At 63.7% G+C, this 25,429-nt stretch carries 25 protein-coding genes; 19 read left to right on the forward strand and 6 right to left on the reverse strand.

From position 1 onward, the window contains the following. Positions 1 to 65: 65 nt before the first annotated feature. Positions 66 to 560 (reverse strand): MarR family winged helix-turn-helix transcriptional regulator, encoded by a 495-nt coding sequence (locus HAP54_RS31465; RefSeq protein WP_166294081.1) that lies wholly within the window; start codon positions 558 to 560, stop codon positions 66 to 68. 196 nt (positions 561 to 756) lie between these two features. Between HAP54_RS31465 and HAP54_RS31470 the strand changes: the two genes are divergently transcribed. The 9 genes from HAP54_RS31470 (at position 757) to HAP54_RS31510 (ending at position 9,694) form a co-directional block, all read left to right on the forward strand. After that, complete coding sequence (locus HAP54_RS31470) at positions 757 to 1,083, forward strand: hypothetical protein (protein WP_166294083.1); 327 nt, start codon at positions 757 to 759, stop codon at positions 1,081 to 1,083. A 13-nt stretch (positions 1,084 to 1,096) separates the two neighbouring features. Then, positions 1,097 to 2,416: a Rieske 2Fe-2S domain-containing protein gene (locus tag HAP54_RS31475; protein WP_166294085.1), complete on the forward strand. Its 1,320-nt coding sequence runs from the start codon at positions 1,097 to 1,099 to the stop codon at positions 2,414 to 2,416. A 12-nt stretch (positions 2,417 to 2,428) separates the two neighbouring features. After that, the gene (locus HAP54_RS31480; RefSeq protein ID WP_166294087.1) at positions 2,429 to 3,391 is read left to right on the forward strand and encodes a PDR/VanB family oxidoreductase; all 963 of its coding nucleotides are present in this window, start codon (positions 2,429 to 2,431) and stop codon (positions 3,389 to 3,391) included. Between the two features lie 27 nt (positions 3,392 to 3,418). Further along, the gene (locus HAP54_RS31485) at positions 3,419 to 4,642 is read left to right on the forward strand and encodes an ABC transporter substrate-binding protein (protein ID WP_166294089.1); all 1,224 of its coding nucleotides are present in this window, start codon (positions 3,419 to 3,421) and stop codon (positions 4,640 to 4,642) included. 50 nt (positions 4,643 to 4,692) lie between these two features. Beyond that, positions 4,693 to 5,988 carry a CaiB/BaiF CoA transferase family protein gene (locus tag HAP54_RS31490; protein WP_166294091.1) on the forward strand — a complete coding sequence of 432 codons (1,296 nt, stop codon included), beginning with the start codon at positions 4,693 to 4,695 and terminating at the stop codon, positions 5,986 to 5,988. Beyond that, the gene (locus HAP54_RS31495) at positions 5,963 to 7,183 is read left to right on the forward strand and encodes a thiolase C-terminal domain-containing protein (RefSeq protein ID WP_166294093.1); all 1,221 of its coding nucleotides are present in this window, start codon (positions 5,963 to 5,965) and stop codon (positions 7,181 to 7,183) included. Before HAP54_RS31490 ends, HAP54_RS31495 begins: the two co-directional genes overlap by 26 nt. Beyond that, a complete protein-coding gene (locus HAP54_RS31500) occupies positions 7,180 to 7,644 on the forward strand; it encodes a Zn-ribbon domain-containing OB-fold protein (protein WP_166294095.1) in 465 nt (154 codons plus the stop codon). The genes HAP54_RS31495 and HAP54_RS31500 overlap by 4 nt, the downstream gene beginning before the upstream one ends. Positions 7,645 to 7,901: 257 nt before the next feature. Next, positions 7,902 to 9,056 (forward strand): transporter substrate-binding domain-containing protein, encoded by a 1,155-nt coding sequence (locus HAP54_RS31505; protein ID WP_210297516.1) that lies wholly within the window; start codon positions 7,902 to 7,904, stop codon positions 9,054 to 9,056. Then, positions 9,053 to 9,694, forward strand: coding sequence for an ANTAR domain-containing response regulator (locus tag HAP54_RS31510; protein ID WP_029080628.1), 642 nt, complete (start codon positions 9,053 to 9,055; stop codon positions 9,692 to 9,694). Before HAP54_RS31505 ends, HAP54_RS31510 begins: the two co-directional genes overlap by 4 nt. Positions 9,695 to 9,871: 177 nt before the next feature. On the opposite strand, the gene HAP54_RS31515 is transcribed toward HAP54_RS31510, so the two are convergent. Next, positions 9,872 to 11,206, reverse strand: coding sequence for an IS1182 family transposase (locus tag HAP54_RS31515; RefSeq protein WP_166294098.1), 1,335 nt, complete (start codon positions 11,204 to 11,206; stop codon positions 9,872 to 9,874). A gap of 63 nt (positions 11,207 to 11,269) precedes the next feature. Here HAP54_RS31515 and HAP54_RS31520 point away from each other — a divergent pair, with 63 nt between their 5' ends. The 10 genes from HAP54_RS31520 (at position 11,270) to HAP54_RS31565 (ending at position 22,625) form a co-directional block, all read left to right on the forward strand. Next, positions 11,270 to 12,520, forward strand: coding sequence for a transporter substrate-binding domain-containing protein (locus HAP54_RS31520; RefSeq protein WP_175619249.1), 1,251 nt, complete (start codon positions 11,270 to 11,272; stop codon positions 12,518 to 12,520). 123 nt (positions 12,521 to 12,643) lie between these two features. Beyond that, on the forward strand, positions 12,644 to 13,513 hold the full coding sequence (gene urtB, locus HAP54_RS31525; RefSeq protein ID WP_029080626.1) for an urea ABC transporter permease subunit UrtB: 870 nt from the start codon (positions 12,644 to 12,646) through the stop codon (positions 13,511 to 13,513). Between the two features lie 16 nt (positions 13,514 to 13,529). Next, positions 13,530 to 14,669 carry an urea ABC transporter permease subunit UrtC gene (gene urtC, locus HAP54_RS31530; protein ID WP_166294100.1) on the forward strand — a complete coding sequence of 380 codons (1,140 nt, stop codon included), beginning with the start codon at positions 13,530 to 13,532 and terminating at the stop codon, positions 14,667 to 14,669. Further along, positions 14,666 to 15,418: an urea ABC transporter ATP-binding protein UrtD gene (gene urtD / locus HAP54_RS31535; protein WP_166294102.1), complete on the forward strand. Its 753-nt coding sequence runs from the start codon at positions 14,666 to 14,668 to the stop codon at positions 15,416 to 15,418. The genes urtC and urtD overlap by 4 nt, the downstream gene beginning before the upstream one ends. After that, the gene (urtE, locus tag HAP54_RS31540; RefSeq protein ID WP_029080623.1) at positions 15,411 to 16,103 is read left to right on the forward strand and encodes an urea ABC transporter ATP-binding subunit UrtE; all 693 of its coding nucleotides are present in this window, start codon (positions 15,411 to 15,413) and stop codon (positions 16,101 to 16,103) included. Before urtD ends, urtE begins: the two co-directional genes overlap by 8 nt. 33 nt (positions 16,104 to 16,136) lie before the next feature. Then, positions 16,137 to 17,174 carry an aliphatic amidase gene (locus HAP54_RS31545; RefSeq protein ID WP_029080622.1) on the forward strand — a complete coding sequence of 346 codons (1,038 nt, stop codon included), beginning with the start codon at positions 16,137 to 16,139 and terminating at the stop codon, positions 17,172 to 17,174. 96 nt (positions 17,175 to 17,270) lie between these two features. Beyond that, positions 17,271 to 18,605, forward strand: a complete 1,335-nt coding sequence (locus tag HAP54_RS31550; protein WP_166294104.1) for a purine-cytosine permease family protein — start codon at positions 17,271 to 17,273, stop codon at positions 18,603 to 18,605. Between the two features lie 34 nt (positions 18,606 to 18,639). After that, entirely contained in the window at positions 18,640 to 19,659 is a 1,020-nt protein-coding gene (locus tag HAP54_RS31555) for an alpha/beta fold hydrolase (protein ID WP_166294106.1), read from the forward strand. Positions 19,660 to 19,698: 39 nt separating this feature from the next. After that, a complete protein-coding gene (locus HAP54_RS31560; protein ID WP_283843181.1) occupies positions 19,699 to 20,511 on the forward strand; it encodes a CbbQ/NirQ/NorQ/GpvN family protein in 813 nt (270 codons plus the stop codon). A 14-nt stretch (positions 20,512 to 20,525) separates the two neighbouring features. After that, positions 20,526 to 22,625 carry a nitric oxide reductase activation protein NorD gene (locus HAP54_RS31565; RefSeq protein ID WP_166294110.1) on the forward strand — a complete coding sequence of 700 codons (2,100 nt, stop codon included), beginning with the start codon at positions 20,526 to 20,528 and terminating at the stop codon, positions 22,623 to 22,625. 51 nt (positions 22,626 to 22,676) lie between these two features. On the opposite strand, the gene tnpC is transcribed toward HAP54_RS31565, so the two are convergent. The 4 genes from tnpC to HAP54_RS31585 are packed head-to-tail and all read right to left on the reverse strand — an operon-like array spanning position 22,677 to position 25,394. After that, the gene (tnpC, locus tag HAP54_RS31570) at positions 22,677 to 24,341 is read right to left on the reverse strand and encodes an IS66 family transposase (RefSeq protein ID WP_166294112.1); all 1,665 of its coding nucleotides are present in this window, start codon (positions 24,339 to 24,341) and stop codon (positions 22,677 to 22,679) included. A gap of 45 nt (positions 24,342 to 24,386) precedes the next feature. Beyond that, entirely contained in the window at positions 24,387 to 24,734 is a 348-nt protein-coding gene (gene tnpB / locus HAP54_RS31575; protein ID WP_028182053.1) for an IS66 family insertion sequence element accessory protein TnpB, read from the reverse strand. Then, complete coding sequence (gene tnpA, locus HAP54_RS31580) at positions 24,731 to 25,129, reverse strand: IS66-like element accessory protein TnpA (RefSeq protein WP_166294114.1); 399 nt, start codon at positions 25,127 to 25,129, stop codon at positions 24,731 to 24,733. Before tnpA ends, tnpB begins: the two co-directional genes overlap by 4 nt. Positions 25,130 to 25,151: 22 nt before the next feature. After that, positions 25,152 to 25,394: a hypothetical protein gene (locus HAP54_RS31585; RefSeq protein WP_166294116.1), complete on the reverse strand. Its 243-nt coding sequence runs from the start codon at positions 25,392 to 25,394 to the stop codon at positions 25,152 to 25,154. Positions 25,395 to 25,429: the final 35 nt, after the last annotated feature.

Here is a 25,429-nt window from a genome sequence, read left to right on the forward strand (position 1 = left end):
GCTAAAGCGCGATGACGGTTGAGCCGAATCTCATCGCGCTTTGAGCGGCCCGGGCGCCAACGATCTCAAGCATCCGACGGCGCGTCCGGCGGCGGAGCCTTCGCGATCGCCAGCAGGCATTTCAGGAAATGGGCGCGGTCTTCCTTACGCAAGGGAGCCAGCATGATGTCTTGCAGCTCGGCGGCGGCCGGAATGACGGCGAGAAGCGCTTCCTCGCCCTTGGCGGTGATCTGCACCTGGAGTGAGCGGCGGTCGTCCGGATTGTCCTTCTTTGCCACCAGCCGGCGCGCGACCATCCGTTTCAGCATTTCGCTGAGCGTGTTGCGGTCGCAGCTGATCCGGTCTGCCAGCACGGAGGGGGTAAGCGGGCCCAATTGGTGCAGCGCCATCAGCACGCCGAACTGCCGCGGTGTGATGTCGCTCTGGCGCGTCATGCTTTGGTAAAGCCCGTCGTAGCGGGCCTCCAGCAGCCGCAGCAGAAATCCGACGCCGCCTTCCAGTTGCCAGTTGCGCGCAATGTCGGCGGACGAACCTGCTTTTGTTGCCTTGTCGGCTGCCATGCCGTCGTTGGACTCCGATTTGCGAATTCGCGTTAGCCGTTAGCAGCTTGGCCTGACGTCCTCAACCCTGCGGTGAACCGCCGCCCGAGTCTGTTCGCAGGCGATGCAATGGCTCTCGGCCCTTGTCAGCCATCCGGCAATGTAGTACGTATACGTATCAAATGCGATGCGAAGACATCGTCTGGGGAGGTCGGTTTTGGACCTGCGTGAGCTGCTCTCTATTCCCTATCTGCTGGAGGCTGAGGCGGTCGAAACCGAGCCGGGGCAGTGGCGGGTTCGTCTCGCCTATCCGGAGCTCCCGGGATGCACGGCCGAAGCGGTCGTCGTCGAGGACGCATTGAGGGAACTGGAACGGCGCCGCATCGAGCTGATCGTCACCCTGGTCGAGGAGGGCAAGCAGCCTCCCGTTCCACGAAAACCGCTCACCGCATCCGATCCGCTTTGGACCGCTCAGGATCTCGGACAGTCTGACCGCGTCGCCGCGCTTCTCGGCGAAGCGGCAAGTCCGACCACCCGCAATTGATGGAGGCACACGCATGCTCTCGCGCGAAGACAATGAACGTCTGGTGAGGGTCGGCAAGGGCACGCCGCTCGGCGATCTCTTCCGCCTTTACTGGATTCCCTTCCTGCCGTCGGCGGACCTCGCCAAGGACGGGCAGCCGAAGCGCATCCGGCTGCTCGGTGAGGATCTGGTCGCCTTCCGCGACACCGAAGGACGCGTCGGGCTGGTCGACCAGGCGTGCCCGCATCGCGGTGCGCCGCTGATCTTTGGACGAAACGAGGATTGCGGGCTGCGCTGCGTCTATCACGGCTGGAAGTTCGACGTCACCGGCGCGGTGACGGACATGCCGGCGGAGCCGGTGCGCAGTCGCCTCAAGGAGCGCGTACGGATCAAGGCCTATCCCTGCAAGGAACGCAACGGGATGATCTGGACCTATATGGGTCCCGACCAGACCGAGCTTCCGCCGCTGCCGAATCTCGAATGGAATCTGGTGCCGGCTGAGCAGGTGCACATCTCGGTTCGCGTCCAGGAGTGCAACTGGCTGCAGGCGGTCGAAGGCGAGATCGACTCGGCGCATGCACCGCTGCTGCATGGACGGCTGGATGCCCAGGGCACGACCAGCGCCTGCATCCAGAAGCGCGACCTGCGGCCGACCTTCGAATGCATCAAGCAGGACTTTGGCATGAGCATCGCGGCGCGGCGCAACTACGATGCCAATACGCTGTATTGGCGCGTCAACCAGTTCCTGCTGCCGTTCTATACGCTGGTGCCGCCGCTGTCGCCGTTCCCGGATTTGAGCGGCCACGCCTGGGTGCCGATCGATGACGAGAACACGCTCTGCATCATGTTCTCCTATCATCCGTCGGAGCCGCTGCTACCGAAAACGCGGCAGGTCTTTGCCGAAGGACACAAGGGCCGCGAAAGCGGCCACGCCAGCCGCCACGCCCTGGTCCAGCATCCGGTGACGGTCCCATACGCGGGCTACTGGACCAAATACAATCCGCAGAACGGCTTTCAGTTCGACTACGAGGCACAGCGGACCACCTGGTTCTCGGGGCTGCCGGGTCTGTGGGTGCAGGACGGCGCCTGCCAGAGCGGCGTCTCGCCGATCTTCGATCGCACCAAGGAGACGCTCTGCTCGAGCGACACCGGTATCGCGATGACGCGGCGTTTCATCCTGGAAGCGCTTGGCGCCTATTGCGATCACGCCGTCAAGCCCAAGGGCGTTACGGAGCCCGACGTGTTCATGGTGCGGGCGGTGTCGCTGCGGCTGCCGCCGGAGGATTCCTGGGTCGATGTCGGCGCGCCGTTCATGCGGGCGAAGCTCGGTGCCGATTTCGGGTACGAGCTGTGAGCCCATCCCGCCATGGCTGACGTGACGCAGGACGTGCTGGTCAAGCGCATCGGCTATGAGGCCGAGCGGATCAATTCCTACGAGCTGATCGCCCGCGCCGGCGGCGAGCTGGCGCCGTTTACGGCCGGCAGCCACATCGATCTGCAATTGCCGAACGGCATGATCCGCAGTTACTCGCTGGTCAACGACCAGCGCGAACGGCATCGCTATGTGATAGCGGTCAATCGGGATGGCGAGAGCCGGGGTGGCTCCAGCTTTGTCCACGACTGCATCAAGGCGGGAGATATCCTCACGATATCCCAACCACGAAACAACTTCGCGCTTCGCGAAGAGGCCGAGCACTCGATCCTGATCGCGGGCGGCATCGGTATCACGCCGCTCTTCTCGATGATCCGCCGTCTGGAGGCGCTGGGACGCCGCTGGGAGCTGTTCTATGCCGCAAGGACCCGCGCCGCCGCCGCCTTTCTCGACGAGTTCGCTGCATTCCGACCGGATGTCCATTTGAACATGCATGTCGATTTCGACGACGAGCGATCGGGACGTGTCTTCGATATCCCGGCTATCGTCAGGAACGCACCGGCTCACGCGCATCTCTACTGCTGCGGCCCGGTGCCGATGCTCGAAGCATTCGAGGCGACGACCGCCGATCGTCCGGCCGATCACGTCCATGTCGAGTATTTCAAGGCGCGCGAAGCACCGGCCACCGAGGGTGGCTTCGACGTCAGGCTCGCGCGGCGCAACCGCACGATTGCGGTCGATGCCGGCAAGACGATCCTCGATGCGCTGCTCGATGCCGGAATTGCGGTGAACTACGCCTGCGCTGAGGGGGTCTGCGGCACCTGCGAGACGCGCGTGCTCGAGGGCATTCCCGATCATCGCGATCAGTTCCTGAGCCAGGACGAGCAGGCGGCGAACCAGAGCGTCATGATCTGCTGCTCGGGCGCCAAATCGCGGACGCTGGTGCTCGATCTCTAAGACAACAACATATTAAGGGTGGTAACAGTGAAATATCTTTCGCGTATAGTCAGAATATCGCTGCTGGCCGTTTGGGCCAGTTCTCCCGCATCGGCGGACGCTGCGCGCACCATCAAGATCGGCGTGCTCAATGACGCATCCGGTCCCTACTCGGACAATGCCGGCGAAGGGTCGGTGACGGCAGCCAGGATGGCCGCCGAGGATTTCATGCGGCTTCATCCCGATTTCAAGGTCGAGATCGTCTCGGCCGACCACCAGAACAAGGCCGACGTCGGCGCTGCAATCGCGCGCCGCTGGATCGATCAGGAGAAGGTCGATGCGGTCGCCGACGTGCCGAACTCGGCCGTTGGGCTCGCCGTCAACGAGGTCGTGCGCGGCACCAGGGCGGCGCTGATTGCATCGAGCGCGGCGTCGTCGGACCTGACCGGGAAACATTGCTCGCCCAACACGATCCAGTGGACGTTCGACACCTGGGCAGCCTCGCACACGATCGGCGCCTACCTCGTCCGTCACGGCGGCAAGAGGTGGTACTTCATCGCGACCGACAATGCGCTCGGCAAGTCGATGGTGCGCGACGGGACGGCGGTGATCGGTGCCGGCGGCGGCTCCGTGCTCGGGTCGGTCAATGTGCCCATCAACAATGCGGACTATGCCTCGTTCATTCTGCAGGCCGAGGGCTCGGGCGCGGACGTGATCGCGTTCGCAACGGCAGGCGGCGACACGGTCAGCCTGATCAAGCAATCCGCAGAATTCGGGCTGAAGCAGAGCGGGCGGACCTTCGCGGCGCTGCTGACCACCACCAACGATGTCGAATCCAGCGGGCTTGCGGTCGGCGAGGGGCTGATCATCACCCAGCCGTTCTACTGGAACCTCAACGAGGCCAGCCGCGCCTGGTCGGCCAGGTTCAGCGAGCGGCAACATGGGCAGTCACCGACCGCGTTCCACGCCGGCGTGTACTCTTCGGTGCTGGCCTATCTCAACGCGGCGCTGGTGGCAGGCAGCAACGATGCCCAGGTCGTGATCCGCAAGCTGAAGGAGACGCAGATCGATGACGTCTTGTTCGGGCCAGTTGTCGTTCGCGCGGATGGCCGCGCCATTCACAACATGTACATCTTCAAGGTGAAGAGCCCGACTGCCTCGAAGAGCAAGTGGGATCTGCTGGAGCAGGTCGGCGTGCTGTCCGGGCCGGAGGCGTTTCGGCCGCTCGATCAGGGCGGCTGCTCGCTCGTCGAGTCATCGAAGAGCAATTGAACGTTTGCGGCAGACGTGGATCAACACTTCTCAAACCGACGGATGTCCCGATGTTGGATCAGCTTGAAGCCGAATTCCCGGAGCACACGCCTCGCGCCTCCAATGCGCCAAGGGCGCTTCAGGGGATTCGGGTGGTCGATTTTTCCCATTTCATCGCGGGACCGTTTGCCACCATGATCCTGGCCGACATGGGCGCCGAGGTGATCAAGGTCGAGGCGCCCGGCCGCGGCGACGATTTGCGTCGCCATCCTCCTGTGCATCCCGATCTCAAGCAAGGCGCGCCGTTTCTCTGGACCAACCGCAACAAGCGCAGCGTTGCGCTCGATCTCAAATCCCCCGAGGGCCTGAAGGTTGCGCGTGAGCTGATCGCCACGGCCGACGTCGTCGTCGAGAATTTCTCCGCCGGCGTCATGGCGCGGCTGGGGCTCGACTACGACAGCTGCCGCAAGATCAAGCCCGAGATCATCTATTGCGCGGTGTCGGCCTATGGACGTGACGGGGCGTTTTCGGACCGGCTCGGTTTCGACCCGATCGCGCAGGTCGAGAGCGGCTTTGTGTCGATGAACGGCTATGCCGATCGCGAGGGCGTGCGCGCATTGTCGCCGGTGATGGATATCAGCACCGCGATGATGGCGAGCAATGCAATCCTCGGGGCTCTGTTCGCACGCGAGCGCAGTGGGCAGGGACAGGCCATCGAGGTATCGTTGTTCGAGAATGCCGTGCTGATGACGGGATACGCGACCATGCAGTCGCTCTTCAACGATGCCGATCCGAAGCGAAGCGGCAACACCAGTCCCGACACCTGCCCGTCGGGCGTGTTCCTGGCCAGCGATTGCTCGTTCTACATCAATTGCGGCAATGACAAGATCTTCCAGCGCTTGATGTCGCAGGTGCTCGGGCGCGAAGACCTTGCTGCGGCCGAGATTTATGCGACAGGCCCTGACCGGATCCGCCGGCGTGAGGAGTTGTTCGCGATCCTCGGTGACGCGTTTGGCAAGCAGCCCTGGTCACACTGGCAATCGCAGATGCGGGCGGCCGGTGTTCCCTGCGGCCAGCTGCGCACCGTCGGCGAAGCGATCCGGTCACCCGAGGCGAGGGAGCGCGCCATCGTCACCCGGATTCCGCACGAGACGGTCGGCTGGGTGCCGAATGTGAACCTGCCGATCCGCTACTCGCAGACGCCGATCGTCGATCCGGTCGCGGCGCCGGCGGTCGGCCAGCATACCGAAGGCGTGCTGCGCGAGCTGCTCGGCTATGACGAGGCACAGATCGCGCGTCTTGCCGCGGGCGGCGCTTTCGGCAGCCAGCCGTCAAGGAAGGATGCCAAAGAGGACGTCAAGGCGTGAAACGGCGCGAGCGCGAGACGAGCGGACGCTGCGGGGCCGTGTCGCCGTGATCGGGATCGGCGAAACCGAATATTATCGCCATGGCGCGTCTCCCGACCCGGAACTCAAGCTCGCGCTGAAAGCCATTTTGGCGGCGTGCGAGGACGCCGGGCTCGATCCCCGCGATATCGATGGCTTTTCCTCCTACAGCGACGATCGCAGCGAGGCGTCGCGGCTGGCGGCGGCGCTCGGCACACATCGATTGCGCACAGCGACCATGCAATGGGGCGGAGGAGGTGGCGGCTGCTGCGCGGCCGTTGCCAATGCGGCGGCCGCGATTGTCGCGGGTCTGGCCGATTGCGTCGTGGTCTTCCGATCTTTGGCGCAGGGCCAATATGGCCGCTTCGGGCAGGCGGCCGGGATCCACACCGTGTCGGGCGAACGGTCCTATTTGATGCCTTACGGCGTGCTGGCGCCGCCGCAGCGCTTTGCGATGCGCGTGCAGCGCTACATGCACGAGCACGGCGTCCGGCAGGACGCCTTGCGCGCGATTGCGCTCGCTTCCTATCATCATGCCCAGGCCAACCCGCGTGCCGTGATGCACGGCAGGCCGCTCGATCCCGGGAAATACGATGCCTCGCGCTGGATCGTGGAGCCCTTTCATCTCTACGACTGCTGTATGGAGAATGACGGCGCGGCGGCCCTGGTGCTGGTGCCGGCCGATCGCGCCGGCGACTTCAGGCGCAAGCCGGCCTATCTGCTCGGTGCGGCCTTTGGCTCCGGACATCGTGCGGCCGCGACGGCGCACAACGCGCCGCTCTACGCCACCGCGAGTTTCGACACGGTGGCGCCTGATCTTTACCGCATGACCGGGGTAGGGCCGTCCGACGTCGGTGTGGTCCAGGCGTATGAGAATTTCACCGGCGGCGTCGTGATGGCGCTGGCGGAGCATGGCTTCTTCAAGCCGGAGGACGCCAACGACTTTCTGACATTCGACAACCTGATCGCGCCGTCCGGGCGGCTGCCGCTCAACACCAGCGGCGGCAATCTCGCCGAATGCTACATGCACGGCTTTGAGCTCGTGCTGGAGGCCGTTCGTCAGGTGCGCGGCACATCGACAAGCCAGGCCCGCCGCAGCGATGTCGCAATGGTCATTGGAGGTCCGATGGTGTCACCCGCGAGCAACCTCATTTTGGGTTCGGAGGCCACCTTATGACCAATCCGAGCGCAGGCTATCTTCCGGCGGGCCTGCCAATCCCGGTCGCAGAGCCTGATGGCCTGTCAGCGCCTTATTGGGAAGGATTGCGACAGGGCAGGCTGCTGGTGCAGCGCTGCAGCCATTGCAACAGTTGGCAATTCGGACCCGAATGGCTCTGCCACCGCTGCCACACTTTCGATCCGGAATGGACGGAGGTCGCCCCGCGCGGCCGGATCTTCAGCTGGGAGCGCGTGTGGCATCCCTCGCACGCGGCGCTGAAAGGGCATGGACCTTATATTGCGGTGCTTGTCGATCTGCCTCACGCCGGGGGAATCCGCATGGTCGGCAATCTGCTCGGCGATCCCGCGCAGAAGGTCACGATCGGCGCTGACGTGGAGGGAGTCTTCGAACATCATCCGGAGTCGAATCCACCGTACGCCTTGCTGCAATGGCGCCAGCAGCAGGTTTCCTCGAAGTGACCGTTCGCGACTGCCCTCGATACGGGAAATCGATCGCAGGTCTACCGGAGATAGATGGTTCGCGAACCGTTGCACCTATGATCAGGTCTTAAGACATCCACTTGCCCGGTTTCGCGTCAGCTCCGCTGACAGGATGAGCGGCCGGGGTCCTTGTCTCGCGGCAGATGTCATGCAATCTTGCGCCGCCGGCAAAGCTGTTCGAGAGCAACAAGAACAATAATCCCTCTCGTCCCTCCAACTCTGTTGAGGGCCTGATCATGTCGAACCTTACCCAAACGACGTCCGCTCCGTGGCGGATAGGAGTGCTGTTCTCGCGAACCGGTTTCATGTCGGTGATCGAGGAGACCCAGTATCAGGGCACGCAACTCGCGATCGAGGAAGTGAATGAGGCGGGCGGGGTCTGCGGCCGTGAGCTGGTTCCCGTTGCCTACGATCCGGGCTCGGATTCCGCCGCTTATGGCCATTACGCCAAGCGGCTGATGGTCGAGGACCAGGTCAGCACGATCTTCGGCTGCTACACCTCGTCGAGCCGCAAGGCTGTTCTGCCGGTGGTCGAACGGCTCAACGGCCTGCTCTGGTATCCGACGCTTTACGAAGGCTTCGAGGCATCGCCGAACGTCATCTACACCGGCGCCTCGCCGAACCAGAACAGCCTCGCGCTGTGCCGCTATCTGATGGATACGTTCGGAACGCGGTTCTACTTCGTGGGCTCGGACTACATCTATCCGCGCGAATCCAACCGCGTGATGCGCGAATTGCTCAAGGCCAATGGCGGATCGGTGGTCGGCGAGCGCTATGTCAATGTCTATGCGCGCTGGCAGGACTTTGTGCCGATCATCCAGGACATCAAGCGCGTCAGGCCCGACGTGATCTTCTCGACTGTCGTCGGCGAAGGCACCGTGTTTCTCTATCAAGCCTACGCCAATGTCGGGCTCGATCCGAAGCGGGTGCCGATCGCCAGCCTGACCACGACGGAAGCCGAAATTGCGGCCATGGGCTTCGACGTCGGCGCGGGGCACGTCACGGCGGCATCTTATTTCCAAGGCGTCGAGGGCAGTGCCAACAACGCATTTGTGCAGCGCTTCAAGAAGCGGTTCGGCGCCGACGTCTCGACCAACATGTGCGCCGAATCGTCCTATTTCCAGCTGCATCTGTTCGCGAAGGCGCTCGAACAGGTCAATTCGCTCGACACAGAAGTGCTGCGCTCCATGGTGTTCGGCACCAGCTTTGATGCGCCGCAAGGGGCGGTGACAGTCAACCCGATGTCGGGGCATACTGATCTGTGGACCCGGATCGGGCGTGCCAATCGCACTGGGCAGTTCGATATCGTCAGCCAGTCGAAGGAGCCGGTGCATGCCGATCCGTTCCTGATCGGATACGGTCGTGCAACGCAAACAGGAAGCGTCCAATGAACGAAATGTCGCGTAAGCCGACGCTGAGCCGAGACGTCGGCGGGCGCAAGACCATGGTTCAGGAACTTGCCGATCTGTCGGCGGTGGTGGTCGCGCCGGTCGACGATCAGGTCGGCATGTTGCTGCGCGAGTTGCAGCGGTTCCGGATGCGGGTGCGTCAGGTCTGGCCGATGCCGGAGAGCGTGCCCGCCGATGCCGACGTGGTTTACTGCGAATATTCACCTGATCTGGCGCGGCGTCTGCCATGGATTCCGGGCGATGCGCGATCGGCGCTGGTCGTGATCCTGCCGGCGACGGAGACCGTTCATGCCGACGCGCTGTGTCATGCGACGCCGAACGCCATTCTGCCGCGGCCGTTCACGCAGAATGCGGTGTTGTCGAGCCTTGTGCTGGCGCGCAGCCAATTTGGTTATGAGCGGCGGCTCCGCAGCAAGATCGAGAAGCTTGACGACAATCTGCGCTCGATGCGCACGGTGGAACGCGCCAAGGCCATCCTGATGGCGACGCGGCAGATGCCGGAAACCGAAGCCTATGGCTTCATCAGACGACAGGCGATGGATCGTCGGGTGTCGGCGAGCGCCGTCGCTGCGGCGATTGTTGACTCGTTCGAACTGCTTGGCTACGATCATCAACAGTAAGCCCCAATAGCGGGGCCGGCGGCGACAGCGCCGCCTTCGACACAACCGGCAACAAAGCCCTCCCAATGCTCGCGTAAGCGCGCATCGGGAGGGCTTTTTGTTTTTTCAGTCCTGAAGGGAGCTAGGAGCCCGTCCAGATATGTTTTCGTGACGGGCATTTGTTGTAGAGTAGCAGGCTCAGGCTGCGTTTGCGAGGTTGAACAGCTTGAGGAGGTTATGGACGGTGCAGATCATTGTCCACTCGGCGCGCACTTTCTCGATGCCCCGCAACAGGAACTGGCGGAAGCCTCTTGCCTGTTTGATCTGCCCGAACACCGGCTCCACCACTTGCTTTCGCAATCGGTAGGGTGTTTCGAAGCCGCCATCGTCGATCTTCTTTCGCATGGCCTGTGTCAGCGGGCCGCCGACTTTTCCGTTCGCTACTGTCGGGTGCTTGGCGCGTCCGGGCGCGACATAGCCATCGATGCTGCGTGTGTCGAGCGCTTCGAGATTGGCTTCGCTGCAGTAGCCGGAATCCGCTGAGGCCTGCCGCGGCTTGCGGCCAAGATTGCTCTCGATGGCCTCGATCAGGGGCACCAACTGGCCCTGATCGCTGCCGTGCTGGGTCAGTTCTTGCGCGACAATGATCTGGGCATGTGCATCGACGGCCGCCTGGGGATTATAGGCCTGAACGAAGCCATCCTTCGACTTCATGATGCGGCTTTCCGGATCGGTGAAGTTGCGTTGCGCCTTGGGATTGGGTTCCTCCGATGGCAGCGCCGCCGGTTTGCCCGGCTTCTTGCGGCCTTCGGCCTGGCGCTGCTGTTCCTTTTCGGCCTCGATGCGGCGCTCTTCCTCCGCCGCCAGTTTGGCGTCCGCTTCCAGCGCCGCCATCGCTTGCTGGATCTTCGCCAGCCGTTTCTGCTTGTCGACGGTCCAGTCCGGCAGTTCGTCGCTGTTGCCGAAAGTCTCATCCTCCGAGGCATCCGCCGCCTCGGCGGCCGCCAGCATGCGAGCGACCTCGGCCTTCAATTCCGCCTCGCGCTTCTTCATGCGCTCATAACTCATCGCCTTGTGTTTCGACGCGTTCGCCTTGATCTTCGTACCATCCAGCGCGACATGACCGAGCTTGACCAGCCCGGCCGTCTCGCACAACTTCAGAACCTGCACGAATAGCGCGCCGAGCGCCTTCAAATGTCGCTTGCGAAAGTCGCTGATCGTCCGAAAATCCGGCGCATCCAGCGCCACGATCATCACAAAATCGTTCCGCTCCCGGCAGGCCTTGGCAATCCGACGCGACGAATACAGCCCACTCGCATAGCTATGCAGCAGCAGCGCCACCATCATCCGCGGATCAAACGGCGGCTGCCCAAGCCCGCTCACATAGCTGCCCATGATCTCCCTGAGATCGAGGCTCTCCCGCACCAGATCAACCATAAACCGCGAGACATGGCCTTTCGGCACGAAGTCCTGCACATTCGGCGGCAGAAGCAGCGTCTGATCGATGTTCCAAGGCCGAAAATACTTGCTCATCGCCCAATGTTGAATCAGACCCGACCAGATTTGAACAGCGACTATCCAGACAAGCTCCTAGGGATGAGCATTTCACGGCGGACTTTGCTGAGGAATACCGCGGCGCTTGGCGCGTTTGCCGGCGCCGGACTGCCGCACATCTGGATCAAGAACGCCGACCTCGCTTACGCCGCGGGCGGCGAAATCAAGGTCGGCGTGCTGTTCTCGCTGACGGGAACGACCGCGATCATCGAGGAATCGCTCAACAAGGCGACGCTGCTCGCCATCGAGGAAATCAACGCCGCGGGCGGCATCAAGGGCAGCAAGATCGTGCCGATCGTCGAGGATCCTGCGTCCGATCCCGCGACCTTCTCGGAGAAGGCCCGCAAGCTTGTCGTCGGCGACAAATGCGTCAGCGTGTTCGGCTCCTACACCTCGGCGAGCCGCAAGGCGGTGCTCCCGGTGTTCGAGCGGCAGAACAATCTCTATTGGTATCCGACGCTCTATGAAGGCCGCGAGTGCTCGAAGAACGTGATCTACACCGGCGCCGTGCCGAACCAGCAGCAGGACGAGTTCGTGCCCTGGCTGGTCAAGAAGTTCGGCAAGAAGTTCTATCTGATCGGCTCCAACTACATCTACCCGAAGGAAGAGAACAACTACTGCAAGAAGCTGCTCGAGAAACTCGGTGGCGAGGTCGTTGCGGAAGAATATGTGCCGCTCGGCCATTCCGAATTCTCTTCCGTCATCAACAAGATCCGCTCGACCCAGCCGAATGTGATCTTCTCCACCGTGGTCGGCGATTCCGTGGTCGCGCTGCATCGCCAGTATCGAGCTGCCGGCCTCGATCCCGAGAAGATGCCGATGGCGAGCCTCACCACGTCCGAGAATGAGGTCGCGGCGATGGGCGGCGAGGCTGCCGCCGGTCACTTCACTTCGGCGCCGTACTTCATGGTGCACAAGTCGCCGGAGAACGAGAAGTTCGTCGCGGCCTACAAGAAGCGCTGGGGCGCCGACAAGGTCACGCATTTCGTGTCGGAGGCCTGCTACTTCCAGACCTATTTGTTCAAACAGGCGGTCGAGAAGCTTGCGACCAGCGACCTGACGCCGCCGAACATTCGCGACGCGGTCAAGGGCGAGGGAATGATTGCGCCGCAGGGCAAGGTCCAGATCGAGTCGGAGAACCTGCACACCTGGCTATGGCCGAAGATCGCCCAAGCGAAGTCGAACGGCCAGTTCGAGATTCTCGTCGAATCCAAGGAATGGCTGAAGCCCGTACCTTACGCGGCCTATCCCGGGCAGTCCTGCACCGAGAAGGGCCTGGTCGAGAAGAGCTGACGACCGGGGCTGACCAAGGCCGTTGGCGTGCGGCGCCGGCGGCCGGCGTCCCGCAGCAAATGTGCCTCTCGCATGCATGCGTGCGAGGGGCAGGCGCACCAACATTGAAGAGCGGATCCCGACGTGGACCAATTCATCGAACAAATCGTCACGGGCCTCAGCATCGGGTCGATCCTGCTGCTGGTCGCGCTGGGACTGTCGATCATCTACGGTTCGATGGGCATCATCAATCTCGCCCATGGCGAGTTCGTGATGCTCGGTGCTTACGCCGCCTGGGTGTTTCACACCTATTTCGGGTGGAGTCTGCTGACGAGCCTGGTTCCGATCTTCCTCGTGGTTGCCGCGTTCGGCTGGGTCATCGAACGCTATGTGCTGAGCCTGCTCAACAACCGGCCGCTGGATACGATTCTTGCGACCTGGGGCGTCGGCATCATGCTGCAGCAGGCGGTGCGGCTGATGGTCGGCAGCGAGCTGCGCTACGTGCAGCTGCCGCCGGCGCTGTCCGACAGCATGAACGTGTTCGGCATCCCGATATCGTCGTATCGGGTGTTCCTGTTCGTGGTGTCGATCGCGCTGTTCATGGCGACGTGGTTGCTCATGAACCGCACGACGGTCGGGATGAAGTTGCGGGCGATCATCCAGGACCGTTCGGTCGCCGCCTCGTTCGGCATCAACGCCAAGCGGGTCTATGCGCTGACGTTTGCTTATGGTGCCGGACTTGCGGGCCTTGCCGGCGCACTGGTGTCGCCGCTCAAGAGCGTGTCGCCCGATATGGGCACCGGCTATGTGGTCGATGCCTTCATGGTGGTCGTGCTCGGCGGCGTGCAGAGCCTCGCCGGCACCGTGGCAAGCGCCTTCATCCTCGGCGAGCTCTCCGGCGGCATTGCCTTCCTGCAGAACGACACGGTGGCAAAGGCAATCGTGCTGCTCGCCATCGTCGTCCTCATCCGTTTCCGCCCCGAAGGGCTTTTCACCGCACGCGTGCGGGCCTGAGACAGATCGCTCATTCATGCCGTCGAATACGACTACCTCCAGCGGATTGCAGCGCCTGATCGCGCAGCTTGCCCCGCTGCTCATCGTCTGCGCGCTGGTGTTCGCGCTGCCGGTGCTGCTCAACAATGACTTCCTGCTCAACAAGGTCGCGCGTTATCTGGTGCTGGGCATCCTCACGGTGTCGCTCGGATTGTCCTGGGGCTTCGGCGGCATCCTGAACCTCGGCCAGGCGATGAGCTTCGGGCTCGGCTCCTACGCCATGGCGATGGCGCTGAAGCTCAAGACCGTCCCGGTGCATACGGGGGCGAGCGGGCTTCCGGACTTCATGGTCTGGAACAATGTCGCGCACCTGCCGTGGTTCTGGGAGCCGTTCCGCTCGCTGACCTTTGCCATCGCGGCGGGCCTGCTCGTGCCGGCGCTGGTCGCGGCGGCGCTCGGCTGGTTCATGTTCCGCGGACGTGTGACCGGCGTCTATGTCTCGATCATCACGCTCGCCACCATGGTGGTGATCAATCTCGTGATCATCGACCAGCAGAGCTACACCGGCGGCTTCAACGGCATCACCGATCTCGCCCAGCTCGAGATTTTCGGCGTCGCGTTCGATGCCTATGGCCGCGCGACCTACTATCTCGTCGCGACTTGCGTGCTGCTCAGCCTGCTGGTCGCCTTTGCCTTCACGAAGTCCAGAGCCGGCCTGATCGTGCAGGCGATCCGCGACCATGAGAGCCGGGTGCGCTATTTCGGCTACGACGTCGCGCTCTACCAGATCTTCGTGTTCGCACTGTCGGCTGCGATCGCAGGCCTCGCCGGCATGCTCTACACCGTGGTGATGGAGTTTGCCTCGCCGACCTTCCTTGGCGTGCAGATTTCGCTGTCGGTGGTGGTGTGGTGCGCGGTCGGCGGCCGGCAGAGCCTGGTCGGTGCGTTCCTCGGCGCGGTGCTGGTGGCGGGCATGCAGGGTGCGCTGTCGGAATCCGCGGCGTTCCTGGAAACCTGGACGCTGGTGATGGGCGCGTTGTTCGTGCTCGTGGTGCTGTTCCTGCCGAAGGGGCTCGCCGGCCTCGCCCAGGTCGTCGTGCGCTGGATCGTGCAACGCCGGCAGGCCACCGGCCGTGGTGTTGCGCAAGGCGTCGGCCAGACGGAGGGCAGCACATGACCTCCCATCTCGAACTACGCGACATCTCGGTCAGCTTCAACGGCTTCAAGGCGATCAATGGCCTCAACATGAGCGTCCGCAAGGGCGAGCTGCGCTGCCTGATTGGGCCGAACGGCGCGGGTAAGACCACGGCGCTGGACATCATCTGCGGCAAGGTCAAGCCGAGCGGCGGCACCGTCAGCTTTGACGGCACCGCGTTGCAGAATCTCGAGGAATACGAGATCGCTCGCGCCGGTGTTGGCCGCAAGTTCCAGGTGCCGAGCGTGTTCCGCGAGCTCTCGGTCTCCGAGAATCTTGAAGTGGCCCGGGCGCGCCGCACCTCCGTGTTCGGCAACCTTCGCTGGAATGTCGGCAATTCCGGGCGCCCGGACGTTGAACGTCTTGCCGAACTGGTCGGGCTCACCGAGCAGCTCGATCGGCCCGCCGCCTATCTGTCGCACGGCCAGGCCCAATGGCTCGAGATCGGCATGCTGGTCGCCCAGGACGCCGAGCTGATCCTGATGGACGAGCCCACCGCGGGCATGACGGCGCAGGAAACCCGCAAGACCGCCGAACTGTTCGCGCGGCTGAAAGGCAAGCACACGCTGATCGTGGTCGAGCACGACATGGGTTTTGTGAAGGCGATCGGCGACATCATCTCGGTGATGCATATGGGCCATATGCTGGCCGAGGGCACCGCGGCGGAGGTCGAGGCGCATCCCGAAGTCCGCCGCGCCTACCTCGGATCGGGAGGCATCAGCCATGCTTGAGCTGACCGACGTCGATGCCTTCTACGGCAACAGCCGCGCCCTGCAGGGCATCAACCTGATGGTCGGCAATGGCGAGTTCCTCTCGGTGCTCGGCCGCAACGGCGTCGGCAAGACCACGCTGATGCGCAGCATCCTCGGCCTGATGGACCGCGTCACCGGACGGCTGTCGCTCGACGGCGCCGACATCTCGCCGTTGCGGACCTATCAGCGCGCCAAGGCCGGCATCGCCTATGTGCCGCAGGGCCGCGGCATCCTGCCGCGCTTCACCGTGCGGGAGAACCTGACGCTCGGCACCTTCGCCGCGAAATCGGCCAACGGCATCGAGGAGTGGGTGCTCGAGCTGTTTCCGGTGCTCAAGGATTTTCTCAATCGCTACGGCGGCAATCTCTCCGGCGGCCAGCAGCAGCAGCTTGCGATCGCGCGTGCGCTGCTCGCCCAGCCCAAGGTCATCCTGCTGGACGAGCCGACCGAGGGCATCCAGCCGAACATCGTCGAGCAGATCGAGGACGTGATCGTCCGCCTCAACCGCGAGCGCGGCATCACGGTCGTGCTGGTCGAACAGAATGTCGCGTTCGCGCGGCGTGCGTCTCACCGCTTCGCGCTGCTCGAAAAGGGACGCGTCGTCGCCAAGGGCGCGATCGGTGAGCTCACCGATGATCTCATCCAGCTGCACATGGCTGTGTAGCGGGAACTATCGTTCAAGAAAGGGAGTCGAGACATGTTGCATGGAGACATATCGAGCAGCAAGGACACGGTCGGCGTCGCCGTGGTCAATTACAAGATGCCACGCCTGCACACCAAGGCGCAGGTGCTGGATAACGCGCGCAACATCGCCAACATGGTCGAGGGCATGAAGCTCGGCCTGCCGGGCATGGACCTGGTGATCTTCCCGGAATACTCGACCCACGGCATCATGTACGACTCCAAGGAGATGTACGAGACGGCGTCGTCGGTGCCGGGCGAGGAAACCCGCATCTTCGCCGACGCCTGCCGCAAGGCCAAGGTCTGGGGCGTGTTCTCGCTGACCGGCGAGCGCCACGAGGAGCATCCCAACAAGGCGCCGTACAACACCCTGATCCTGATGAACGACAAGGGCGAGATCGTCCAGAAATATCGCAAGATCATGCCATGGGTGCCGATCGAGGGCTGGTATCCCGGCGATTGCACCTACGTCTCGGAAGGGCCGAAGGGGCTGAAGATCAGTCTGATCATCTGCGACGACGGCAACTATCCCGAGATTTGGCGTGACTGCGCCATGCGCGGCGCCGAGCTGATCGTCCGCTGCCAGGGCTACATGTATCCGGCCAAGGAGCAGCAGATCCAGATCTCGAAGTCGATGGCCTGGGCCAACAATTGCTACGTCGCGGTCGCCAACGCCTCGGGCTTCGACGGCGTCTATTCCTATTTCGGCCATTCCGCGATCATCGGTTTCGACGGCCGGACGCTCGGCGAGTGCGGCACCGAGGACAACGGCATCCAGTACGCCCAGCTCTCGGTGTCGCTGATCCGCGACGCCCGCCGTAACATGCAGTCGCAGAACCATCTCTTCAAGCTGATGCACCGCGGCTATACCGGCCTGATCAACTCCGGTGATGGTGATCGCGGCCACGCGGTCTGCCCCTACACTTTCTACAAGAACTGGATCACGGACCCCGAGGGGACGCGGGAAATGGTCGAGGCCATGACCCGTCCGACCGTTGGGACCGACGAATGTCCGATCGAGGGCATTCCGAACCAGAAAGTCGCGCATCGCTAGGCGACATCGACGATCGGCGCCGGCGCGACGTTTGCGCGCCGGCGTGGTTCGAGGCAACGGCGGGCATTTCCACACAGGGGAAGCAGGGGCGATATCATGAGCAGTCAATCGAATAGCGGGCTGGTTCATCAGACCGAGGGCCAGATCGACGACCTTCTCGGTCATGAGTTCGAGCACGAGCCGGTGCCGATGAACGCCCGGCGCAGCGCCTTCTCGGTCACCATGGTGTGGCTGGGCTTTCCGATGATCATCACCGGCGCGATGACCGGATCGCTGCTCGTGCTGGGCATGGGGTTCAAGAATGCGCTGGTAGCGATGATCGTCGGCAATTTGATTATGTTCGCCTATGTGGGCGCGCTCGGCCTGATCGGTACCCGGCGCGGCATGAACTTCGCGCTGATCGCGAGCATTGTGTTCGGCAAGAAGGGCTATGTGCTGGCGTCGGGCCTGCTGTCGACGCTGCTGCTCGGCTGGTACGCCGTGCAGACCGGCATCACGGGCGCCTTGATCTCCTCGACCTACGGCCTCAATTACGTGGCGATGACCATCGTGGCCGGCGTGCTCTATATCGGCATCACCTTCGTCGGCGTGAAGGGCCTGCACTATATCGGGCTGGCGTCGGTGCCGCTGTTTGTCGTGCTCGGCCTCTGGGTCGCGGCCGACGCCGCCTCGACCACGACATCGGCGGCGATCTTTGGCTATGCCGGCAACAATGGCGTGGCCAGCATGTCGATGGGCGTCGGTCTCACGGTGGTGCTCGCGCTGTTCATCGACGCCGGCACGGTGACTGCCGACTTCAACCGCTGGGCGCCGAGTCCACGGGCGTCGCTGTTTGCCACCTTCAGCGCGTTTCCGTTTGCCAATCTGGTGGCGATGCTGGTCGGTGGCGTGATGACCGCGGCGCTCGCCGTGCCGAACGCCAATCCGTTCGGCGTCGACAACATGTTCGGCTACATGAACGGCAAGCAGCTGACCTGGCTCAGCATTCTCGCGTTCATCTTCCTCTACGCCAATCTCGGCTCGGTCTGCTCGCACTGCCTGTACAATGCGGCCACCGGCTGGTCGCGCATTCTGGGCACCAACATGCGCCTGATGGCCGTGATACTTGGCGCCATCGGCATCGTCGTTGCGGCTGGCAATGTCTGGGCGTTCTTCATCCAGTGGCTGTCGCTGCTCGGCATCCTCGTGCCGCCGATCGGTGCGATCATCCTGGTCGACCAGTACCTGCTGCGCGCCGGTGCGCGGGCGGACGTGGACTGGCGTGCGAAGCCGTTCATTGCCTGGGGCATCGGGTCGCTGTGTGCCTTTGCAGTTGAAAACCTGATGCCGGGGCTGTCCACTGCGATCTCGGCCGCGCTGGTCGCCGGCATCGTGTACGGGGCGATCGCACGGGTGGAGTCGTCCGCCGAAAAGGTGGCGCGTCCCGCATAAGCGACAGGCTCAATCAAGCAAAAAGGATGCATCAATGAGCGTCGACTATCAGATCTACGATCTTGGCAATCTGACCTTGCAGCGCGGCGCGACCATCCGCGACTGCAAGCTCGCCTACAAGACGTTTGGCCAGCTCAACGCGGCCAAGGACAACGTGATCGTCTATCCGACCTGGTACTCCGGCCAGCACTACGACAATGAATGGCTGATCGGGCCGGGCATGGCACTCGATCCGGCAAAATACTGCATCATCATACCCAACATGCTCGGCAACGGCCTGTCGTCATCGCCGAGCAACACGCCGGAGCCGTATAACGGGCCGCGTTTCCCGCAGGTGACGGCCTATGACAATGTGCGCGCCCAGCACCGGCTGGTGACCGAGCAATTCGGCATCAAGCACATCCGTCTGGTGGTCGGCTGGTCGATGGGGGCACTGCAGACCTTCCATTGGGGCGCGCTCTATCCCGACATGATGGACCTGCTGGCGCCGTTCTGCGGCTCGGCCAAATGCTCGCGCCACAACTACGTGTTCCTCGAGGGCGTCAAGGCAGCACTCACGGCGGATGCCGCATGGAAGGAGGGCTGGTACACCGACAAGCCGGCCCGCGGCCTGCGCGCCGCCGCGCGGGTCTATGCCGGCTGGGGCTTTTCGCAGGCCTTCTATCGCGAGCAGCTCGACATCAAGACGCTGGGCTATTCGTCACTGGAGGATTTTTTGGTGGCGTTCTGGGAAGGCTTCTTCCTGCCGAAGGATCCCAACAACCTGCTCACCATGCTGTGGACCTGGCAGAACGGCGACATCAGTGCCAATGAGATCTACAATGGCGACTTCAAGGCTGCGCTCAGGGCCATCAAGGCCAAGGCTTATGTCATGCCGGGCCAGACCGACCTTTATTTCCCGCCGGAGGATAGCGAGATCGAAGTGGCGAACATGCCGAACGCCAAGTTCGTGCCGGTGCCGTCGATCTGGGGGCATTTCGCGGGCGGGCCGGGAACCAACCCGGTCGATGTCGCCTTCATCGACACCAAGCTCAAGGAATTGCTCGCATCGTGAAATCGAACGGTTGCCTGCGCGATCATGGGAGGCGTGAGCTTGTCCAATCCCGCTCTGCTGCTCGACCAGTACCGCATCCGGGAGGAGCCGTATTACCGGCCGCTCAAGGATGAGGTCGAACTGTTCGGTGCAGCCTATGCGAACCGCATGCCGGTGATGCTGAAAGGCCCCACCGGCTGCGGCAAGACCCGGTTCATCGAATACATGGCGTGGCGGCTCGGCCGCCCGCTCATCACGGTCGCCTGTCACGAGGACATGACGGCGGCCGATCTGGTGGGGCGCTGGCTGCTCGATGCGCAGGGTACGGTGTGGAGCGACGGTCCGCTCACGACGGCCGTGCGCCTTGGCGCGATCTGCTACCTCGACGAGATCGTCGAGGCGCGCCAGGACACTACCGTCGTGATTCATCCCCTGACCGATGATCGTCGTGTCCTGCCGCTGGAAAAGCGTGGGGAACTGATCCACGCCCATTCCGACTTCCAGCTCGTGATTTCCTATAATCCGGGCTACCAGAGCGCGATCAAGGACCTCAAGGAATCCACCAAGCAGCGTTTTGCGGCGCTGGATTTCGGGTATCCGGACCGGTCGGCGGAGACCGAGGTGGTGTCGCGCGAGGCCGGCATCGAGCCCAACCTCGCCGATCTCCTGGTGAAGATCGCCCAGCACAGCCGCAACCTGAAGGGCCAGGGTCTCGACGAGGGCGCCTCGACCCGGATGCTGGTCAACGCCGGCCGGCTGATCGGATGCGGCATCAGCCTCGAAAAGGCGTGTGAGACCACGATCATCGTTCCCTTGACCGACGATGCTGACACCAGGAACACGTTGCGCGACGTGATCTCGGCCTCCGCGTGAATGGAAGCCTCGAGGTGGCGGTCGCGCAAATCAGTTCGCTCGATGGCTTCCGGTCCGGACGCCGGCTTGCGGCACTGTTGCGCGGTCACGACGAGATCGCCGCGGCAGTGCAGGCGGCGCGCGCCACATTGCAGCCCGTCGTCTCGTTCGATCATCTCGCGGCCTGGGACGAGGCTGTGCACGGCCTGTTCGCGGCCAATCTCGGCGCAGCCGTGGTGCTCGGCTATCTCAGGCTATCGGAACGCTGGCCGGCGCAGCGACCGGCCGACGACCTGGTCGCGATCGGCCGTGCGGTCGGCGACATCGGCCGCAGCGCCGGAAGCCGCGTCGCTCACGCGTTGCTGACGGAGCTGTCCAAGGTGCTGCTGCGGCTTGCGGGTGCCGGAGAGCTCACCGCGGTTCTCGCCGCGTTCGAACAACTCGCCGACACGGGGCCGGAGTCGGCCGGCCTTGCGATCGTTCGGCTGGAGCCGTTTCTGGCACAGTCCGGCGGCGAGGCGTTCTCCGCCTGGGTCTCCGCCGGCTTGCGCGCGAGCGGCGGCCGCGCGGCGCGGCGGCGGGCCTATTTCGCGCTCGACGATCCGCTCTCGGCGCGTCTGTTCGCAGCCGGGCGGAGAGGGGATGATTTTGCGCGGCTGGAGACGCGTCTCGCCGCAACGACCGTTGCGTTGTGGAACAGAAAGCCGCGTCTCCGCAAACTGGCCGTTGCACCGACGCCGGTGCCGCGGCGGACCTCGCTCGCGGCCGGCTTCATCGGCCTGCCGGAGACGTTTCCCGGCTTCGAAGGCGAGGGGGCGGACGCGATCTATCTCGCAGCGGTCGCGCACGCCGGGGCGCATCTCGTGCATTCCACCGTCCGCTTTCCGGTCGGGCGATTGAAGGCGCTGCAGATCGCGCTGGTCTCGCTGATCGAGGATGCCCGGGTCGAGACGCTGGCGCTTCGTGAACTGCCCGGCCTGCGCCGGCTGTGGCTGCCATTTCACACCGCGACGCCATCCGGCCAGGCGACGGCGGCCGGGCTGATGACGCGGCTGGCGCGGGCGCTGATCGACCCGGATTATCAGGACCCGGATGCGTGGGTCACCAAGGGACAGCAGCTGTTTGCTGCCGCCGCCGACCGCTGGACCGATCCCGCCATCAGCCGCGAGATCGGCGGGCTGCTCGGCAATGACATCGGGCAGATGCGGCTGCAGTTCAACGCCAAGAGCTATGTCGTCGAACCGGCCTATCGCGACGACAATCTGGCACTGTGGGATTTCGGCGATCAGCCGGACAGCCCGGCCGAGACGATCGAGCTCGCGGTCGATTCCGTGCGGATCGAGCGGCGCGATGATCCAGCCGCACAGTCGGCCGATGACGACGCCAAGCCGGACGAGACGCTGCGTGCGAAGGCCCGCGCAGTCACGCTGCTGGACGGATTTCCAGCCGCAACCTATCCGGAATGGGACTATGCCGCGCGCGCCGAGCGGGCGGACTGGACCACCATTCTGGAGGCCGATGCCGCCGTTTCCGCGAAGCCGTTCGATCTGCCGGCGGACACGGACACGATGCGCTGGGTCACACGCTTGACCCGCGATGCGTCGATTGGCCGCCGCATCCGCCACAAGGGCCAGCGCGACGGCGAGGCGCTCGACATCGATGCGGCAGTCGCCGTGACGATCGAGCGGCGTGCCGGCAACACTGGCGAGCCCAGGGTCTATCAGCGCGATGCGCCGGGACCGCGCGATCTCGCCATCCTGCTGCTGATGGATCTGTCGCAATCGACCGCCGACCGCGATCGCCGCGGCCGGACCGTTCTCGACGTCGAGCGTAAGGCAGCCGCGATCATGGCGACGGCGGTCGAGGCCGCCAATGACGCGATCGCAGTGCATGGCTTCAGCTCCGACGGCCGCGAACGCGTGCGTTATCTGCGCATCAAGGACTTCGAGGAGCCGATGGACGCTGTGGTACGGTCGCGCCTCGCGGGCGTTGCCAGCAGCCATTCCACCCGGCTTGGTGCGGCCTTGCGCCATGCGGGCGGCTACCTCGCTGGACGACGTGCGTTCCGCAAGGTGCTGCTGGTCCTGACCGACGGCGAGCCCTCCGACAGTACGCATACGACGAAGGCCGCCTGATTGACGCATGCGCGTGGGCGTGGCGATCTGTAAGATAGCGTTGGGTGAAGGTCAGGCGGCCTGCTGATCGGTGGGGTTGTTGGCTTGCCGCAGGAGCTTCCATTCCCAGGGCAGCAGTTCGCGCAGACGCGAAGTGGGAAGATCGGCGATCCGGGCGAGGACGTCGGCGAGCCAGGCTTTGGGATCGACGTTGTTCAGGCGGCAGGTCGTGATCATCGTCAGCATGATGGCAGCGCGGTCGGCGCCGCGCAGGCTGCCGGCGAAGGTCCAGTTGCGCCTGCCCAACGCGATGCCGCGCAACGCTCTTTCAGCGGCATTATTGCTGAGGCAGATCCTGCCATCATCGAGGAAGCGGGAGAAGTCGTCCCAGCGCCTGAGCATGTAGTTCATGGGCTTCAGGACCTCGGAGGAGCGCGACAGGGCTTCTCGCTCGCGGAGCAGCCAGTCGTGCAAGTCATCGAGAAGCGGCTTGCTCCTCTCCTGGCGTACGGCACGCCGCTCGTCGGCATTGCGGCCGTTGATGGCGCGCTCGATCTCGAACAGAGCGTCAAGACGCCTGACCGCCTCCAGCGCGATCGGGGAGACCGGTTTGCCCTTGCGGCCTTCCCTGGCCGTTTTCTCGATGTCGGCCAGCTCGAAGAATCCCCGCCGCGCATGGGCCAGGCAAAATGCGGGCGTGATCGGCATCGCTTTTCTTTTCGGATCGAACAACGGCTCGAAGCCGCTATAGCAATCCGCCTGCAAGATACCGGCGAAGGCGGCCAGATGCTTCTGGGGATGTTCGCCCCGTCGGTCGCTCGAGGCGTAATAGACCGCCGCCGGCGGCGCAGGCCCGGCGAACGGCTGGTCATCCCGCACATACGTCCAGATCCGCCCAGTCGTGCACTTGCCCTTCGCCAGGATGCGGATGGTGGTGTCGTCGCCATGTAGGCGCTCGGCCGCGAGCACATGGTGCTCGATCAGCTGGAACAGCGGCATAACGGCGAAGGTTCCGTGGCCGACCTGGTCGGCCAGCGTCGACAGCGGCAGATCGATCCTCTCGGCCTTAAAGCGCACGCTCTGACGGTTGAGCGGGATATGCATGCCGAACTTGTCGAACAGGATTGTCGCCAGCAGTTGCGGACCGATGAAGCCACGCGGTGTGGCATGGAACGGCGCGGGCGGCTGGCTGATCTTCTCACAATCGCGGCAGGTGAACTTTTCCCGCACCGTCTCGATCAGCTTGAACCGGCGCGGGATCTCCTCCAACGTCTCGGTCACATCCTCGCCCAGCTTCGCCAGGCGCGATCCGCCGCAGCAGGCGCAGCTCGTTGGCGCCTCAATGACGACCCGCTCGCGTTCGATGTCGTCCGGCCAAGGCTTGCGCACCGGCCGCTTGCGCGTGAAGGCCCGAACGTTCTGTACCTTTGCAGCCGCGGCACGCGCGGCGAGCTCATCCTCACTCGCCATGGTGATGAGTTCTTCGAGCTCCAATTCCAATTGCTCGATCAGCCGCGCCGTGCGCTCGGACCGCGGCCCGTACAGTTCGCGTTTGAGCTTCTCGATCCGCAGTTCGAGATGTGCGATCAACGCTTCGTTGTCCGACAGCTCCGCCCGCGCGCTGGCGGCATCCGCGACTGCGATATCGCGCTCAACTTGCAACGCCTTGCGCTCGGCCAGCAGCGCCATGTAGGCGCTCGCAAGATCCGCAGGAAGATCGTCTGGCTTCGAGCTCATGAAGCCATTGAATCAGATCGAGCAGCAGATTCAAACCCAAAACGGTTATCCGACCCGCGTCGGACGCTGGGTTTCTTGCGGGGTGCGCCAATCGATTCCGGACAACAGATAACTCAACTGCGCCGGCGAGATCGTTACCGTTTCACCGCCAACCGATGGCCAGATGAACCTTCCTCGCTCGAGTCTTTTGGTAAAAAGGCATGCTCCTTGGCCGTCGTGCCAGATCAGCTTCACAAGATCGCTGCGGCGACCGCGGAAGACAAACAAATGACCGCTGAGCGGGTCTTTGTGCAGCACCTCCTGCACTTGGAGCGCCAACGACGGAAAGCCTCGGCGCATGTCCGTGTAGCCTGTCGCGAGCCACACTCGCGCGCCCGTCGGAACCGGGATCATCGGCGGACCAAAGCATCGAGAACGCGACGTAGCGCATCTCCATCAACGTCGCCATCGACCCGGATGCGGTGCCCGCTACCAAGATCAATCTCGATGATGCCCTGGCTCTTGCGTCGACGCGCCGTTGGCGTCAACGCCGCTTCGGCCACCTCCCGCGGTAGCGCAGACGGCCCAATCTCGACCGGAACAAACGGCGCTATGCTCGCTTCGCCGTGCCTGCAAAGCTCCTTACGCCACCTGAACAGTTGGCTCACATGAAGCCCGGCCACGCGAGCCACCTCGGAAACATTGGCGCCGGGCTCGAGCGACGCTGCGACGAGCCGTTCCTTCTCATCCTGCGACCACCGGCGCCGCCGCTCGACCGTTGTGATCACCTCCGCCCTCGAAATCGTCATAGCGCTTCTCCTAGGATTACCCCTAGGACCTGCAGCGCTCGCGCCCATCAAACAAGGCGGCCCTTAGCGGAGGAATACCTCCGACATCGACGTACCCGATCCGCAATATCTCGTTGAGGACGCGCGCCGTGCCGCGCAGCAGCTGCGGCGGCGCAGCACCGATATCTTTGCCTTCGGCATCGGTGAAGGCAGATTTCCCCAGCTCGATCGCATTTTCGGCGAACGCTATGCGCTTCGCGTGCCGCGCATCGAGGTGTTGCCGCAACGGGTGATGCAGCTCTACGCGGAACTGAAGAAGTA

Origin of the sequence: Bradyrhizobium sp. 2S1 (assembly GCF_011516625.5) — a bacterium.
Taxonomy (GTDB): Bacteria; Pseudomonadota; Alphaproteobacteria; order Rhizobiales; family Xanthobacteraceae; genus Bradyrhizobium; species Bradyrhizobium septentrionale.

Excerpts from the sequence above, each read along its gene's own strand:
- urtD (WP_166294102.1), top strand. The coding sequence starts at position 14,666 with ATGACCTCCCATCTCGAACTACGCGACATCTCGGTCAGCTTCAACGGC.
- HAP54_RS31475 (WP_166294085.1), top strand. The coding sequence starts at position 1,097 with ATGCTCTCGCGCGAAGACAATGAACGTCTGGTGAGGGTCGGCAAGGGC.
- HAP54_RS31465 (WP_166294081.1), bottom strand. The coding sequence starts at position 560 with ATGGCAGCCGACAAGGCAACAAAAGCAGGTTCGTCCGCCGACATTGCG.
- HAP54_RS31555 (WP_166294106.1), top strand. The coding sequence starts at position 18,640 with ATGAGCGTCGACTATCAGATCTACGATCTTGGCAATCTGACCTTGCAG.
- HAP54_RS31545 (WP_029080622.1), top strand. The coding sequence starts at position 16,137 with ATGTTGCATGGAGACATATCGAGCAGCAAGGACACGGTCGGCGTCGCC.
- tnpA (WP_166294114.1), bottom strand. The coding sequence starts at position 25,129 with ATGACGATTTCGAGGGCGGAGGTGATCACAACGGTCGAGCGGCGGCGC.
- urtC (WP_166294100.1), top strand. The coding sequence starts at position 13,530 with ATGCCGTCGAATACGACTACCTCCAGCGGATTGCAGCGCCTGATCGCG.
- HAP54_RS31500 (WP_166294095.1), top strand. The coding sequence starts at position 7,180 with ATGACCAATCCGAGCGCAGGCTATCTTCCGGCGGGCCTGCCAATCCCG.
- HAP54_RS31480 (WP_166294087.1), top strand. The coding sequence starts at position 2,429 with ATGGCTGACGTGACGCAGGACGTGCTGGTCAAGCGCATCGGCTATGAG.
- HAP54_RS31550 (WP_166294104.1), top strand. The coding sequence starts at position 17,271 with ATGAGCAGTCAATCGAATAGCGGGCTGGTTCATCAGACCGAGGGCCAG.
- urtE (WP_029080623.1), top strand. The coding sequence starts at position 15,411 with ATGCTTGAGCTGACCGACGTCGATGCCTTCTACGGCAACAGCCGCGCC.
- tnpC (WP_166294112.1), bottom strand. The coding sequence starts at position 24,341 with ATGAGCTCGAAGCCAGACGATCTTCCTGCGGATCTTGCGAGCGCCTAC.
- HAP54_RS31520 (WP_175619249.1), top strand. The coding sequence starts at position 11,270 with ATGAGCATTTCACGGCGGACTTTGCTGAGGAATACCGCGGCGCTTGGC.
- HAP54_RS31505 (WP_210297516.1), top strand. The coding sequence starts at position 7,902 with ATGTCGAACCTTACCCAAACGACGTCCGCTCCGTGGCGGATAGGAGTG.
- HAP54_RS31515 (WP_166294098.1), bottom strand. The coding sequence starts at position 11,206 with ATGAGCAAGTATTTTCGGCCTTGGAACATCGATCAGACGCTGCTTCTG.
- HAP54_RS31510 (WP_029080628.1), top strand. The coding sequence starts at position 9,053 with ATGAACGAAATGTCGCGTAAGCCGACGCTGAGCCGAGACGTCGGCGGG.
- tnpB (WP_028182053.1), bottom strand. The coding sequence starts at position 24,734 with ATGATCCCGGTTCCGACGGGCGCGCGAGTGTGGCTCGCGACAGGCTAC.
- HAP54_RS31495 (WP_166294093.1), top strand. The coding sequence starts at position 5,963 with ATGCCAAAGAGGACGTCAAGGCGTGAAACGGCGCGAGCGCGAGACGAG.
- HAP54_RS31490 (WP_166294091.1), top strand. The coding sequence starts at position 4,693 with ATGTTGGATCAGCTTGAAGCCGAATTCCCGGAGCACACGCCTCGCGCC.